This is a genomic window from Massilia sp. Leaf139 (assembly GCF_001424165.1).
GTDB lineage: Bacteria > Pseudomonadota > Gammaproteobacteria > Burkholderiales > Burkholderiaceae_D > Telluria.
The window spans coordinates 140,056-153,821 of the sequence record NZ_LMOJ01000023.1 but is presented as its reverse complement, the minus strand read 5'-3'; the positions used below and the strand labels follow the sequence as shown (position 1 = coordinate 153,821).

Genomic DNA, 13,766 nt, shown 5'->3' with positions numbered 1-13,766 from the left:
CTACCTGTTAAGAATTTGCCGATCGGCAAATTTTCCTTAGCCAACCTCACAAAATGATGATGACCTCTACTCTCCGCCGCACCGCCGCCAAAGGCTTCACGCTGATCGAACTGCTGATCGTCGTGATCATCATCGCGATCCTGGCCGCGATCGCGATTCCACAGTTCTCGAACTCCTCGGGCGACGCCCAGGAATCGGCGTCTATCGCCAACCTGGCGACCATGCGTTCGGCCATCGAACTGTACCGCGTGCAGCACAACAATACCTACCCGTCGACCTTCGTCGCCGGCGCCCCTGCCGCACCGGCTTGCACCGGCGGCACCGCCGGCACCGGTGCGGTCAATACCGCCGCCGCCTTCACCGAGCAGCTGACCATGTTCTCGGATGCAGCAGGCCGCACCTGCAGTGTGAACGCGACTGGCTATATCTACGGCCCCTACCTGCGCGCGATTCCGGTGGAACCGATCACCAACGTGGCCACCGTCACCGTCGTCACCGCCACCGGCGACAACGCACCAGGCGCGGCGACGACCGGCTGGCGTTTCCTGAACACGACCGGCGCGCTGCAGATCAATACCACCCGCCTGGCGCGTGACGGCGTGACCGCCATGTCGACCAAATAAAGCGGTATTCGCCATCGTGCTGCGTCGTCCTGCCGTTCGGCATGCGGGTGTCACGTTGGCGGAAATGCTGGTCGTCATTGCCGTCGTCGGCATCGCGGCGGCCATCGCCATCCCCCCTGCTTCCCCCCTGCCGTCCGTTGCCGCCGAGGCCGCGGCGGCGGAAGTCGCGCGCGCCCTGCGCTTCGCCCAGCGCGAAGCGGTGCGCACCGGCACCTACCAGCAGGTCAGCGTGGATCCCGCCACCCAGGTGCTGCGGGTCTACCAGCCGAATGCGTCGAACGGCACCACCGCCACGCATCCGGTCGACAAACGCCCTTACGAAATCAGCTTTGCCGGAAACGCCATGCCGCGCGCAACGATCGTCAGCGCCGTCTTCAAGTACGACGGCGGCCCCACCACCAACTATGCGTCCTTCGATCCGGACGGCCTGCCCTCGTATATCGACTCGAGCAAGATCAGCCAGTTCTGGAGCTGGTTGGTGAACACGGTGGACACCGATCCGCTGAAGGAAGACGGCAAGATCACGATCCGCTACGGGAATGTGGAACGCGTGGTGCGCGTGGCGCCCGTTACCGGCCGGGTGACGTTTTGAAGGCTGCCGCCCGCCAGCATGGCTTCTCGCTGATGGAAGTCATGGTCGCCGTCGTCGTGCTGGCCGTCTGCGCCCTGCCGATGGCCGAGGCCATCCGCAACGGCTTGATGGCGTCGACGGTCGGGGCGGACAAGGCGCGCGAATTGCGCTGCATGAAAAGTACGATGGAAACCGTGCTGGCGGCCCCCTACCAGACCTTGTGGGATGCGGCCGTCAAGGACAACGGCGCCAGCTACGCGCTGCTCGACGACGCATCCTGCGCCGGTATCGGGCGCAGCTTGTCCATCACGCTGCAGGAATTCAGCGGATCGCAGCCCAAGGCGCCAGCCAGCGACAAGCGCGAATCGGCCCTGCTGCACATCACGGCGACCTCCAGCCAGGGCTACATCTTCACCACGATGGTGGCGCGATGAAGATCCGCACAGCGCTGCGGGAAGCGGGCATCAGCCTGGTCGAGCTGATGCTGGGCCTGGCCATCACCGCGCTCGTCATGGCGCCGCTGGTGCCGATGCTGCAAACGGCCGCCGCCAGCGCGCGTGTCGCCGGTGGCCGCAACGCACTCGAACGGGAGGCCGATTTCGCATTGGAGCGGATCGCGGCGCGCATCCGCGCCACCAAGCCGACGGCCGCCATCAAGGACAGGCCCAGCGACGAGTGGCTCAAGCCCGTCGTCTACAACGCCAGCAACGGCACCCTGTTCGAGCGCGAAGGCAAGGACAGCCACGTGCTGGCCGAATCGGTCAGCGCCTTCGAGATGCGCGCGTCGAACGTCGACGCCGAGCAGCCGCTGATCACGGTCAGCCTGAGCCTGGCGCAGGACGATGCCAGCACCACGGCCGTCACCACCGTGCGCATGGGAACCGAGCAATGACAGGCTTCCATGGACACGATCAACGCGGCATGCTGCTGGTGCCGGTGGCGCTGACGCTGGCCCTGGTCGGCACCCTCGCCTTTGCCATGACCCGCGACGGCGCCATGAATGCCGCGGCCGTCGACACCCAGTACCGGATCGAGGTGGCGCGCTATGCCGCGGCCAGCGGTGTGCAGGTCGCCAAGTGGCGCGCGGCCATGGGCGCCTGCAATGTCAACGCAGCGAAGTTCGGCACGCTCGCGGTGCCCGGCGGCAGCGTCACCGTCACCAATGCCAGCCTGTCGGGCGGCGTCCTCAGCGTCAGCCTGAAGGCAGAGGATGGGCGCCAGGGCGGAACGCAGCATACGGTGAAGGATCGCCGCATGCAGCTGTACGACTTCAGCACCAGGAACGCGACCATCATCGGCGCCGGCGACGACGACACCACCCTCGTACGCATCGGCAGCACCAGGATGGTCGATGCCACCTACATGGAGGCGACCGACGGCGCCGCGCATCCGCTGCTTGCCTTCAGGCTCCCGCCCGATGTGAACAGGTCGCTGATCGTCCAGGCCGACCTGAAGGTCACCAAGCAGTCCGGCAATTCGACCCAGCCGGGCCGGGCCCTCAGCGTGCACCGCGTCACCACTGCCTGGGAAGGCAGGGAAGCGACCTGGACGAACACGGGGAAAGGAGCGTGGACGACGCCCGGCGGCGACTACGCCGAGCCGGCGGTGGCGAGCGTGACCATCGATCCCGGCAGGGGCGCCGACAACGGCGCGTATTTCGTGCGCGTCGATCCGCTGGTGCAGGGCTGGGCCGACGCGTCCTTTCCGAACCACGGCATGCTGCTCAAACCCACCCGGCTGGTGAATGCGCTGTTCACCAGTTTTAACGGCGCCAACAAGCCCGAACTGATCGTGCGTTACTTCAAGCGCTGTACTTAACAACATCACAGGCCATGAAAACCACTGCCTCCCCTTTCAACGCGCTGTCCGGCGTCTGGTGCTGCCTCGACTTCGGCGCAGCGGAGCTGCGCGACTACGCCGCCCCCGTGATCACGCGCGAAACCCGGCGCGGCGTCGCCCTATTGAGCCTGGTCGCCCTGCTGTTCCTGGCGCTGGCCGCCGTCATGTCGGCCGTGTTCGACCTCGGCACCTCTTACACCTACACGTATGGCGTGTTGTGCCTGCTGGCGCTGCACATCTACCTGTCGAGCGCAAAAGTGGAACAACTGCGCGCCCTCTACCTGCTGGCGATGTTGCTGCTGGTGGTGTGCGGCTCCTCCCTGGTGCTGCTGGCGCAGCGCTCGGGCCACCTGCACGCGATGCTGCTGCTCTCCGTGGCCGTGTTGATCATGCTGGTGCCGGTCGTGCCCTGGGGCCTGCGTGAAGCGGCGCTGACCACCGGCGCCATCTACCTGATGTTCACCGCCTCTACTTACCTGAGCCGCTTCCGCTTCGCCGCGCTCGACCTGTGGGTGCTGCAATGCCTGATGCTGGTGGCGGCCGTGATTTCGCTGGCGCTGGTCGCGCGCGCGCTCGGCCTGCGCAAGCACGATCTGACCATGCGCTTTCACCTGGAACAGGCGCAGCGCGAACTGACCGAACTGGTCAACCGCGACCACCTGACCGGCTGCTGGAACCGGCGCCATATCGAGCGCGACTTCGACCGCGTGGTGGCGCACCACCATGACCAAGGCCGCGCCTGCTGGTTCGGCCTGTTCGACATCGACCGTTTTAAGTCGATCAACGACACCTTCGGCCACGGCTGCGGCGACGACGTGCTGCGCGCGGTGCAGGCGGCGTTCGGCGGCCTGGCGGGCGACGTCGAATACCTGGCGCGCCTGGGCGGCGACGAGTTCGCGCTGCTGATGTGCGGTGCCGACGTGCCGGCGCGGGTGGAAGCGGCGCTGGCATCGATCGCGCAGAACATGGCGTCTCCCCTGCCCTGCGGCGTGACGCCGACGGTCAGCCTGGGTCTGGTGCGGCTGCCGCTTGGGGGCGGCTTGCACTTCGACGGCGCCTATAAACTGGCCGACGAACTGCTGTACGAGGCCAAGCACGCGGGCGGGAATGCGATCCGCACCGGCGCGCCGGCACAGGCGGCGGCATGAAGAGCTGGCTCTCCGCACTGGTCAACAAGGGCGCCGCGCCGGCGCCGATCGGCCTCGATTTCGCCGCCCAGCGTCTAAATATGCTGCAAACGGCGCCCTCGCCGTCCGGCCCGGTCGTGCGCGCGGCCTTGTCGCTGCCGTATCCGCTCGAGCGCGCCCAGTTGCTGGCCGACCCGCGCCGTTTAAAAACCTTCGTGCGCGAGGCCTTGTCATCCGCCCCCTTCGCCGGGCGGCGCGTGGTGTCGGTGCTGGCGCCGAGCGAAGTGCGCATCCTGCCGCTGACGGTGCACGTGCCGGGCGGCCAGAGCGAACCGCAAGCCGTGGCCAAGGCGGTGCGCGAGCAGCTGGGCGGCGCGGCCACCGAATCGGTGGTCGACTACTACCAGGTGCGCAGTGTCGACGCGGCCGGTCCCGAAAAACAGGTGCTGGCGGCGGTGGCCGCCTCGGCCAGCGTGCTGGCCTACCTGGAAACCCTGCGCAGCGCCGGGCTGGAGCCGGTCGCGCTCGACATCGGCCCGGCCGCGATCGCACGCCTGCTGGCGGCGATGCAGGAAGACTTCGAGCAGTCGGTCTTGCTGATCAATTTCGGTGCCAGCAAAAGCTATCTGACCGTGATCTGGGGCCGGCGCCTGATGCTCGACCGCGAGATCGATTTCGGCGAGATGCAGCTGGTCGACCGCCTGTCGCGCGCGCTCGGGCTCTCCAGCGAGGTGGCGCTGGCGCTGCTGCGCGAACACGGCATCGGCACCCCGGCCGGCGCGCCGCATGGCGGCGGCGCCGCGCCCGACATCGGCCGCACCGTGCGCGAGATCCTGTACCAGGAATTCGCGGCGCTGGCCGAGGAGCTGGTGCGCACGCAGGTGTATGTTGCCTCGCGCACGCGCGGCAGTGCGATCAGCCGCGTCTACCTGAACGGCAGCGTGGCGCGCTACCGCCATATCCAGGAACGGGTCGAGGAACTGGTGCGCCTGCCGGTCGAGCTGCTGGATCCTTATAAAGCCTTCGGCGGCGCGCCGCTGTCGGCGCCGGTCGGCAGCGACACCCACGGCATCGCCCTGGCAGCCGGCCTGGCATTGCGCGGAGGCGCCCATGGCTGACATCGACATGATCCCGCGCAGCTACCGCGAGGGGCTGCGCGTACGGCGCACCTTGAGCGTCTACGGCGGCGTGCTGGCGCTGCTGCTGCTCGTCGGCGGCGGCGCCAGTGCGCTGCTGCGCTGGCGCCTGGCGGTGGAAACGCCGCTGCTGGAACAGCAGCGCGCAAGCTCGGGCCAGGCCGACACGATGCGCACCCGGCTGATTGCCGCGCAGGCACGCAAGGACGGCCTGTCGGGCAACGTCGCCGCCCTCTCCGCCCTGCGCGGCACGGGCGAAGTCGCGGCGCTGGGCGCCAGCCTGCAGGGCGCGCTCAACGACAAGGTCTGGTTCGAGCGGCTGCGCTTTGCGCGTACCCAGGAATTGCTGCAGGCGGCGCCGCCCGCCCCACTCCCGCCCGGCACTGTGCAGGCCCCGACCCCGAACGGCGCGCTGCAGGCCTGGCGCCTGGGCACGCAAATCGAGATCGGCGCGCAAGCCCAGGACAACAGCGCGATGACAGCCTTCCTCGGGGCGCTGGCCGCCGATCCGAATCTGGCCAACGTGCGCTTCCTGAACAGCAGCACGGCGGCGCAAGAGGACGGCAGCACCGTCGGCTTCAACGCCAGCGCCACCCTGGTCAAACGCGAGGACGCACGATGAACCCGACCCTGATCCGCAAGGCGGCCGCGCTGCCGGCGCGCCAGCTGCACCTGATGGGCGCGGGGCTGCTCCTGATCCTGGCCGCCGCGCTCTGGTTTTACGGCGTGCGCGCGCCGCTGGCCTCGCTGCGCGCCGTGCGCGCGGAAGCGGCGCAGCTGGCGCTGGCCGGCACCGACCCGCGCGCCCTGGCCACGCAACTGGCGGCGCTCGAAACCGAAACCGAGACCCTGGCCAAACGCCTCGGCGCCGCCCCCGCGCAAGCACCGGCGCAGGGATCGGCGCAAGGATCAACCCAAGCACTGGTCGGCCTGGTGGCCGAACTGGGCGCGTTGGCGCAGGCGCAGGGTGTCACCCTGGACGGCGTCACCCCGGCGCCCGAGGAAGCCCTGCTCGCCTTTACCCAGGGCGGCGTCGACGCCGAGGTCAGCGGCCCGTATGCCTCCCTGCTGGCCTGGATGGGCGCGATCGAGCGCGCGCAGCCGAACCTGTCGATCGCCAGCTTCGAGATGCACCCGGCCGCCACGCCCGGACAGGTGAGCATGAAGATTCGTATCGCGGCCTTCCGGCCGCAGGAAAGCAAGCCATGAAGCAAATCCTGGCCGCCGCACTGGCACTGGCACTCGTGCCGCTGTTGGCCACGGCGCAGCCGCTGCGCGACCCGTTCGCGCGTCCCGCCCCGCAAGTACGCGCCGTTGAGGCCGAAGCCGAAGCGCCGCCGCCGGCGCCGCAGCTGCGCGCCGTGATGGTGGCGCCGGGACGCGCGCTGGCGAACATCAATGGCCAGATCCTCGCCGTCGGCGAGTGGTTCGGCGACTATCAACTGATCAAGGTGGACGAACGCGGCGTCACGCTCGACAAGCGTGGTGTGAAAAGCGTCCTGGTACTGAACGAGGCAAGCCGCAAATGAAGCACAATCTCATCCATGTGACAGTCACGGCGGCGCTGCTGGCCGCCACTCTGAATGCGGCCGCGAAGCCGCAGGCGGCGCCCGCGCAGCCGGCCACCGCGGTCTCGTCGACGACCGCGCCGACTGCCGGCGCGCCGACCTCCTTCGTGTTTCGCGACACCCCGATCGCCGAGCTGTTCGAGATGATCTCGCGCCACGAGCGGGTCAACATCATGCTCGGCAAGGGCGTGACCGGCAACGTGGCCGTCAGCCTGTACGACATGACGCCGCGCCAGGCGATCTACGCAATCGCCGAAGCCGGCGGCTACCAGGTCGTCCCCCGCGACAACGGCTACATGATCGTCAATCCCGCCGACAGCGCCGCCCCGGCGCCGGTGGCCTCGGGCCAATTGGAAGTGAAGGCCTTAAAAGTGCTGTATTCGGAGCCGCAGCTGGTAGCCGACATCCTCGGTAAACACGTCGGCCGCGGTGGCAAGGTCACCGTGCTGCCGACGCGGCGCATGGTGGTGGTCGAGGACACGCCGGACGGCATCAAGCGCATCGCCGCCCTGCTGCGCGAGATCGACACCCAGCCGCAGCAGATCATGATCGAAGCGAAGATCCTCGAGATCACACTCGACGACAACCAGAACTTCGGCATCGAGTGGAACAAGATCTTCAGCGGCAGCGGCGACAACATCAGCCGCATCGGCACCACCGGCCTGGTCACGCGCACCACGCCGGGCCTGGTCTTCAATTTTGTGAACAACAACGTCGACCTCTACCTGAACGCCCTGAGCAACAAGGGCCGGGTGCGCACGCTGGCCACGCCGAAGCTGCTGACGCTGGAGAACCAGGAAGCGACGACCAACATCGGCGACAAGCTGGGCTACCGGGTGACGACGACGATCAACAACGTCACCACCGAAACCATCCAGTTCCTCGAGACCGGCGTGATCCTGCGCGTGACGCCCTCGGTTGATACTGATGGCCGCATCGCGCTGCGCGTGCGTCCGGAAATCAGCTCGGGTTCCTTCCTGGGCGGGATCCCGTCGAAGAAGACGACCGAAGTGAACACCCAGCTGGTGGCGGAGAACGGGCAGGCGATCCTGATCGGCGGCCTGATCAAGGCCAGCTCCGGCCTGCGCCGCAGCGGCGTGCCGCTGCTGGGCGACGTGCCGGGCATCGGCAAGCTGTTTTCCAACGACGAGGCCACCGGCAGCTCGACCGAGACGATCGTCCTGATCACGCCGCGCATCGTCCCGACCCGCACGACGGGCGCCGATGCGCAGGTGATCGAGCGCGTCGAAGGCGTCGAAGGGGAATTGCAAAACAAGTTCGCGGTGCCGGCGACGCTGCAGTAAGCGCATCGCGCGCCAATAGAAAAAACGGCCTCCGCGGAGGCCGTTTTCATTGGGCGAGCGAAGCGCTCAGGCGGCCACGCCGGCGTTGTGCGCCTGCTGATCCGCGTGGTACGAGGAGCGCACCATGGCGCCGACGGCGGCATGGACAAAACCCATCTCGTAGGCGGCTTCCTCGAATTTTTTGAATTGATCCGGGTGCACGTAGCGGCGCACCGGCAGGTGCGAGTTCGACGGCGCCAGGTACTGGCCGATGGTCAGCATGTCGATGTCGTGTGCGCGCATGTCGCGCATCACCTGCAGGATTTCCTCGTCGGTTTCGCCGAGGCCGACCATGATGCCCGACTTGGTCACCGCGTTCGGGTACATCTTTTTAAAGTCGCGCAGCAGCACCAGCGAGTGCGTGTAGTCGGCGCCCGGACGGGCTTCCTTGTACAGGCGCGGCACCGTTTCCAGGTTGTGGTTCATGACGTCGGGCAGGCCGTCGGCGAAGATGTTCAGCGCCTTTTCGAGGCGGCCGCGGAAGTCGGGCACCAGCACTTCGATCTTGGTGTTAGGCGACAGGGCGCGGGTCTTGGTGATGCACTCGACGAAATGGCCGGCGCCGCCGTCCCGTAAATCGTCGCGGTCGACCGAGGTGATCACGACATACGACAGGCGCAGGTCGGCGATGGTTTTCGCCAGGTTGCCCGGCTCGTTGACGTCGAGCGGATCCGGACGGCCGTGGCCGACGTCGCAGAACGGGCAGCGGCGGGTGCACTTGTCGCCCATGATCATGAAGGTCGCGGTGCCCTTGCCGAAGCATTCGCCGATGTTCGGGCAGCTCGCTTCTTCGCAGACGGTGACCAGGTTGTTGGCGCGCAGGATGTCCTTGATCTCGTAGAAGCGCGAGGAGGCGGTCGCCGCCTTCACCCGGATCCAGTCCGGCTTTTTCAGGCGCTCGGCATCGGCGATCGGCACGATCTTGATCGGGATGCGCGAGGTTTTGTTTGCACCCTTCTGTTTCTCGAGGGCGTTGTAGGCGGGAGTCAGACCGGTATCGGTGTCGGTAGTCATATCGCTCGAGCCCAGGCGGGCTGTCAGTTGGAGTTGTTCGGTTCGGCGCCCGGCGCCAGCTGGGTCACGAGGGCGTGCGCCAATGCGTTCTGCACGTCCGCCAGCGGCACCTCGATGCCCATGGTGCGCATGTCGACGGTGGAGAGGCCGGAATAGCCGCAGGGGTTAATCCATGTGAACGGGGCCAGATCCATCGCCACGTTCAGCGAGACCCCGTGGTAAGTGCAGCCGTTGCCGCGCACTTTGAGACCCAGCGCGGCGATCTTGGCGCCGCGGCGCGGGCCGGCGGCAATATAAATGCCGGGCGCACCGGCAACGCGTTCACCGCCGAGATTATACGCCGCCAGCACGTCGATGACCGCCTGTTCGATTTTTTCCACAAATTGCCGGGCGTACAACTTGCCGCCCGGCTTGTTGCGGCGCAGATCCATCAGCAGGTAGACCACGGCCTGGCCGGGCCCGTGATAGGTCACTTCGCCGCCGCGGTCGGTCTGCACCACGGGAATGTCGTGCGCCGGCACGCCGGGCCCGGCCAGCAGGTGGCCGCGGTCGGCGCCGAGTCCCAGCGTGAACACCGGCGGATGCTCGACGATCCAGAGTTCATCGGGCGTCTCGGGCGTGCGCGCATCGGTGAACGCGCGCATCGCGGCAAACACGGGTTCGTAGTCGGCGCGGCCCAGCGCGCGAATCAGCGGGCCGGCGGGGCGGGGTACATGCATGGGATCCGGTCGGGGAAGGTGGACAGCCCAGACATTATATGCCAGTGCCCGCCGCCTTGCCTGCAGCGGCCCCCGGTCTTACATGACGATCTTGACCATCGGATGCGCCGACAGGGCGCGATATAAATCATCGAGCTGGGCGCGGCTGGTGGCGCGCACGGTGCAGGTCAGGCCCGTGTAATTGCCCTTGCCGGAAGGACGCACTTCCATGCGGCCGTCGTGGAAGGTCGGGTCGTAGCCGCAGACCACTTCGACGATCGTGGTGGCAAAAGCGTCGTGCGTCGGGCCCATCACCTTGATCGGGAAGTCGCTCGGGTATTCGATGAGAGAGTCTTTCGGGTCCATGATGGCTCCTGTGCAAAACGCCATTGTAGCCAATGCGCGACCGGCGCGTGCAATTGCCGGTCGGCAGGAGAGGGCGTCAACGCTCCATCTGGCGGATGTTGTCGCGCGGCCGCGGTTCGGCGCGGCGCGGGGCTTCCTGGCGTACTTCCTGACGCGCTGGTGCTTCCTGCCGCGCTTCCTGGCGCGCTGGCGCTTCCTGGCGCGGCGCGGCCTGCGGCGGCGGGCTCGGCATTGCGCGCGGCGGCGGCGCCACCGCGGCGGCGGCTTGCCGTTGCGCCTGCATCTGCATCTGGGCTTGCGCCTGCGCCTGCGCCTGGGCTTGCGCCCGCGCCGCGGCCGCTTCCATCATGCCGCCGGTGCCGCCGCGCGGGGTAAAGGGCTGCGGCGCCGCCTCGTCGCGCTGGCCGAAGCGGCGCTGGCGCGGGCCATCCTCGAGCGGATCGCGGCCATCGCGTCCGTCCCGGTTGCGCCAGTCGCGCTGCGGGGTCGGCTGCGGCGCGGTCGTGATCACGCCCGGCTGCTGGACGACGCCCGAAGACGGCGCCGGCACGGCCGGCGGCGTCGTGGTGATGGGGCCCGGCTGGGCGTCCGGACGGCGCCAGCCTTCGCGGCCGTCGCGCCGGCCATCGCCGTCGCGGTCGCGTCCTTCCCAGCGGCCGTCGCGACTATCCGCCCGGCGCGTGTCGTCGCCATTGCGCTCGCGCCAGCTGCGCGGCACCGGCGGCTGCGCACCCGGCGTCGCCTGCCAGTTGCGTGGCGGGGTGGCGCGTGCATCGTGGTTGACGACGACTTCGCCGCGCCCGCCGAAGCGCTCCTGCGGCACCACGGTCAAACCGCGCTGGCGATAATCGTGGCGGCCGTCGCGCTTGCCGTCATGGCGCCCGTCGCGCGGATTCAGCCGGCGCAGGTGTTGATCGGAGAGCCGGTAGCCCGGCACATAGCGGTCGTAGGGCGACAGCGGATACCAGCCCTGGGCCAGCGAAGGACGGGTATCGGCATGGATGCTCCAGCCGGCGCCGCCGACCCAGCCCACCAGGGCCGGCGCCCACACCGGACGGCTCTCCAGGCGCCCCGGCGCCCAGGCCCAGCGGTTGTTGACATGCACCCAGCGTCCGTAGTGAAAGGGCGCATAGCCCCAGGGCGCATTGTCGACCCAGGTCCAACCCCAGGGCGCGACCCAGGTCCAGCGGCCGTCACGGTAGGGCACCCAGGTCGATGCTACCGAGGGCGTCCACAGGGCGCCGAATTCGCTGTCGTCGCGCCAGCTGCCGTAGCGGTCGAGTTCCTCGTAGCCGGTCATCTCGGCCGGCACGTAGCGGGTGGCGTGCACCGCCGCGCTTTCGCGGTCGCGCTGCGCCGCCCAGTCGTCGAAGGCATCGTTCACGGCTTGCGTCATCCGTAAATTGCTGCCCTGCATCTCGGCGCTGCGCCCGCCCCGTACCGTCAGGCGCTCGCCGCCGCCTTCGACGGTGGCCACGCCTTCGAACACGCGGATGCTGCTGGTGTCGCGCAGGCGTTCGGCGTCCACGCGCACGCGTCCCGGCTGCTGCAGCAGCACGCGCGCCTGCGGCGTGGTGAGTTCGAAGCTGCCCGCCACCTCGGCACTGGCGACGCGGATGCTGGCGCTGCCGTAGTGCAGGCGCAGGCGCAGCTGCTCATCGTCGAGCTGGACGACTTCGAGCGCCGAATCGCCGTCGAGGCGGATGGCGGTCGAGCCGATGCGCAGCTCGGTGCGTGCGCCCGGCGCCGTCGAAATCGTCTGGTTGGAGGTGACCGGCCAGTTCACCAGTGCCGCATTCGCCGTCTCGCCGGGGCTGCTGATGCTGACTTGGCCTTGGGTCAGGGCGACGCGGCCGACCCGGCCTGGCGGATCGTCCGCCAGCGCCAGGGTGGAACAGACCGCGAGCGCCAGCAGCGTTGCGGTTTTCAGAATGCGGAGGGTCATCAAGGGCTCCTGGCGGTGGGGACGGAATGCGTCGACCTGATTACACCGCACCCGCGCAGGCCGCGACAACCGGGGTTACAGACGGTTGCACATCGTGCACAACCGACACATGAACAGGGCGCTCAAGCGCCGCTGCGTTTGACGAAAAAGAGCATGGAGCCAACCACGACCAATACGGCGCCAAAGAAACGGTTCTGGATGCGCATCGCGCGCGGATCGCGAAACAATCTCTGCATCGAGGCGGCCAGCGTCGCATAGCCATGCATCACGATGCTGTCGATGGTGACCATCGTCACACCCAGGATCAGCAGCTGCGGCAGCAGGGAAGCGTCTTTCGAAATGAACTGGGGCAGCACCGCGACCATGAAAATGATGCCCTTCGGATTGGTCGCATTCGTCAGAAAGCCGGTCAGCACGCGCTTACGGAAAGACGGATGCGCAGCCAAGCCGGCGCTGCTGGCCGTCGGGCCGGCCTGCTCCTTCGAGCGCCATTGCGAGATGCCGAGATAGATCAGGTACAGGGCGCCGACGATTTTCACGACCAGGAAGGCGGTGGGCGAGGCCAGCAGCAAGGAGCCGACGCCGGCGCCGGCAATGGCGAGCACCAGGATCAGGCCGAACTGCAGGCCGAGCACGGTGGCGCTGGCCTTTTTGACGCCATAGGCCAGGCCGTGCGACATCGACAGTACCGCGCCGGAGCCGGGAGAAATGGCGATCACGGTGCCGGCAATGACGAAGGCGATCCAGGTAGCGAAAGACATGGGGAAACTCGGGAAGAGGAAAAACGGGGAGGCGGTACGACGGGAGGAGGCGGATGGCGCGCGGCTTCATGCCACTGCGCCATTGCCGAGCCAGACAGGCGGATTACTTCTTGCGCGGGTTGACGGCGGCCTTCAGGGTGGCGCCGGCCGAGAAACGCGGGGTCTTCGATGCGCCGATCTTGATGACCTCGCCCGTTGCCGGGTTGCGGCCCTTGCGCGCCGCGCGCTTGGTCACCGAGAACGTGCCGAAGCCGGTGATGCCGACCGTGTCGCCTTTTTTCAGACGCTCGGTGATGATCTCGATGATCGTGTTGACCGCGCTGTTGGCCGCGGTACCCGACATCTCGGTACGCTTGGCAAATTCCGCGATCAGTTCGCCTTTTTTCATGGTGCCTCCGGGGTTGAAAGAGCGGAAAGAGTAGCACAAATGTTTGCCACTTGTAACTTTCTCGCGCCCTTCAACAGAGCGGCACGACCACGGGGCGCTTCCTGGGCGTTTTGAAGCGTGCCTGTCAGAGCAGGCTCGGTTCGGCGCCGGCCGCCGTCAGGCGGGTGCGCAGGGCGGCATTGATCAGGGTCTGGTAGCCGGTGCCGCAACGCTCGGACAGGTCGCGGAATTCGTTCAAGACCTCGTCGTCGAGGTAGATCGTGATGCGCGTCTTGCGTTTCGGCGGGCGGGTACGGCGCAGCGGCGCGGCGGTCTGGGTGGCGGTGTGGTTCGTGGTCGTGGTCGTGGTCATCATCATGGTCTCCTTCGGCGGGGCGAGGCTGGCGT

The 13,766-nt window shown here is 67.8% G+C and carries 18 protein-coding genes; 11 read left to right on the top strand and 7 right to left on the bottom strand.

All coding sequences use genetic code 11. The features are described 5' to 3' along the window. Positions 1-59 precede the first annotated feature (59 nt). Genes ASF77_RS24685 through ASF77_RS14830 form a run of 11 tightly spaced genes read left to right on the top strand, consistent with a single transcriptional unit; the run spans position 60 to position 8,168 of the window. A complete protein-coding gene (locus ASF77_RS24685) occupies positions 60-623 on the top strand; it encodes a prepilin-type N-terminal cleavage/methylation domain-containing protein (RefSeq protein WP_200934184.1) in 564 nt (187 codons plus the stop codon). Between the two features lie 16 nt (positions 624-639). Beyond that, on the top strand, positions 640-1,215 hold the full coding sequence (locus ASF77_RS14875; protein WP_267875202.1) for a GspH/FimT family pseudopilin: 576 nt from the start codon (positions 640-642) through the stop codon (positions 1,213-1,215). Next, complete coding sequence (locus ASF77_RS14870; RefSeq protein WP_056340873.1) at positions 1,212-1,628, top strand: prepilin-type N-terminal cleavage/methylation domain-containing protein; 417 nt, start codon at positions 1,212-1,214, stop codon at positions 1,626-1,628. Before ASF77_RS14875 ends, ASF77_RS14870 begins: the two co-directional genes overlap by 4 nt. Continuing rightward, positions 1,625-2,086 carry a PilW family protein gene (locus ASF77_RS24555; RefSeq protein ID WP_056340872.1) on the top strand — a complete coding sequence of 154 codons (462 nt, stop codon included), beginning with the start codon at positions 1,625-1,627 and terminating at the stop codon, positions 2,084-2,086. The genes ASF77_RS14870 and ASF77_RS24555 overlap by 4 nt, the downstream gene beginning before the upstream one ends. Further along, positions 2,083-3,012 carry a DNRLRE domain-containing protein gene (locus ASF77_RS24550; RefSeq protein ID WP_056340870.1) on the top strand — a complete coding sequence of 310 codons (930 nt, stop codon included), beginning with the start codon at positions 2,083-2,085 and terminating at the stop codon, positions 3,010-3,012. The genes ASF77_RS24555 and ASF77_RS24550 overlap by 4 nt, the downstream gene beginning before the upstream one ends. Positions 3,013-3,026: 14 nt before the next feature. Beyond that, positions 3,027-4,181: a GGDEF domain-containing protein gene (locus ASF77_RS14855; RefSeq protein ID WP_056340868.1), complete on the top strand. Its 1,155-nt coding sequence runs from the start codon at positions 3,027-3,029 to the stop codon at positions 4,179-4,181. Then, on the top strand, positions 4,178-5,278 hold the full coding sequence (gene pilM / locus ASF77_RS14850) for a pilus assembly protein PilM (RefSeq protein ID WP_056340865.1): 1,101 nt from the start codon (positions 4,178-4,180) through the stop codon (positions 5,276-5,278). Before ASF77_RS14855 ends, pilM begins: the two co-directional genes overlap by 4 nt. Then, the gene (locus ASF77_RS14845) at positions 5,271-5,918 is read left to right on the top strand and encodes a PilN domain-containing protein (RefSeq protein WP_056340864.1); all 648 of its coding nucleotides are present in this window, start codon (positions 5,271-5,273) and stop codon (positions 5,916-5,918) included. Before pilM ends, ASF77_RS14845 begins: the two co-directional genes overlap by 8 nt. After that, on the top strand, positions 5,915-6,505 hold the full coding sequence (locus ASF77_RS14840) for a GspMb/PilO family protein (protein WP_056340861.1): 591 nt from the start codon (positions 5,915-5,917) through the stop codon (positions 6,503-6,505). The genes ASF77_RS14845 and ASF77_RS14840 overlap by 4 nt, the downstream gene beginning before the upstream one ends. Beyond that, complete coding sequence (locus tag ASF77_RS14835; RefSeq protein ID WP_056340859.1) at positions 6,502-6,825, top strand: hypothetical protein; 324 nt, start codon at positions 6,502-6,504, stop codon at positions 6,823-6,825. Before ASF77_RS14840 ends, ASF77_RS14835 begins: the two co-directional genes overlap by 4 nt. Next, positions 6,822-8,168, top strand: a complete 1,347-nt coding sequence (locus tag ASF77_RS14830; protein ID WP_056340857.1) for a type II secretion system protein GspD — start codon at positions 6,822-6,824, stop codon at positions 8,166-8,168. Before ASF77_RS14835 ends, ASF77_RS14830 begins: the two co-directional genes overlap by 4 nt. A gap of 66 nt (positions 8,169-8,234) precedes the next feature. Here the strand turns inward: ASF77_RS14830 and lipA are convergent, their stop codons facing one another. The 7 genes from lipA to ASF77_RS14795 form a co-directional block, all read right to left on the bottom strand. After that, complete coding sequence (gene lipA / locus ASF77_RS14825; protein ID WP_056340854.1) at positions 8,235-9,221, bottom strand: lipoyl synthase; 987 nt, start codon at positions 9,219-9,221, stop codon at positions 8,235-8,237. Positions 9,222-9,244: 23 nt separating this feature from the next. Further along, positions 9,245-9,940: a lipoyl(octanoyl) transferase LipB gene (gene lipB, locus ASF77_RS14820; protein ID WP_056340852.1), complete on the bottom strand. Its 696-nt coding sequence runs from the start codon at positions 9,938-9,940 to the stop codon at positions 9,245-9,247. Between the two features lie 78 nt (positions 9,941-10,018). Beyond that, a complete protein-coding gene (locus ASF77_RS14815) occupies positions 10,019-10,309 on the bottom strand; it encodes a DUF493 family protein (protein WP_267875201.1) in 291 nt (96 codons plus the stop codon). A 52-nt stretch (positions 10,310-10,361) separates the two neighbouring features. Beyond that, the gene (locus ASF77_RS14810; RefSeq protein WP_056340847.1) at positions 10,362-12,230 is read right to left on the bottom strand and encodes a FecR family protein; all 1,869 of its coding nucleotides are present in this window, start codon (positions 12,228-12,230) and stop codon (positions 10,362-10,364) included. A gap of 122 nt (positions 12,231-12,352) precedes the next feature. Continuing rightward, positions 12,353-12,991: a LysE family transporter gene (locus ASF77_RS14805; protein WP_056340845.1), complete on the bottom strand. Its 639-nt coding sequence runs from the start codon at positions 12,989-12,991 to the stop codon at positions 12,353-12,355. Between the two features lie 103 nt (positions 12,992-13,094). Beyond that, a complete protein-coding gene (locus ASF77_RS14800) occupies positions 13,095-13,379 on the bottom strand; it encodes an HU family DNA-binding protein (protein WP_056340843.1) in 285 nt (94 codons plus the stop codon). 124 nt (positions 13,380-13,503) lie between these two features. Beyond that, on the bottom strand, positions 13,504-13,734 hold the full coding sequence (locus ASF77_RS14795; RefSeq protein WP_056340841.1) for a BrnA antitoxin family protein: 231 nt from the start codon (positions 13,732-13,734) through the stop codon (positions 13,504-13,506). Positions 13,735-13,766: the final 32 nt, after the last annotated feature.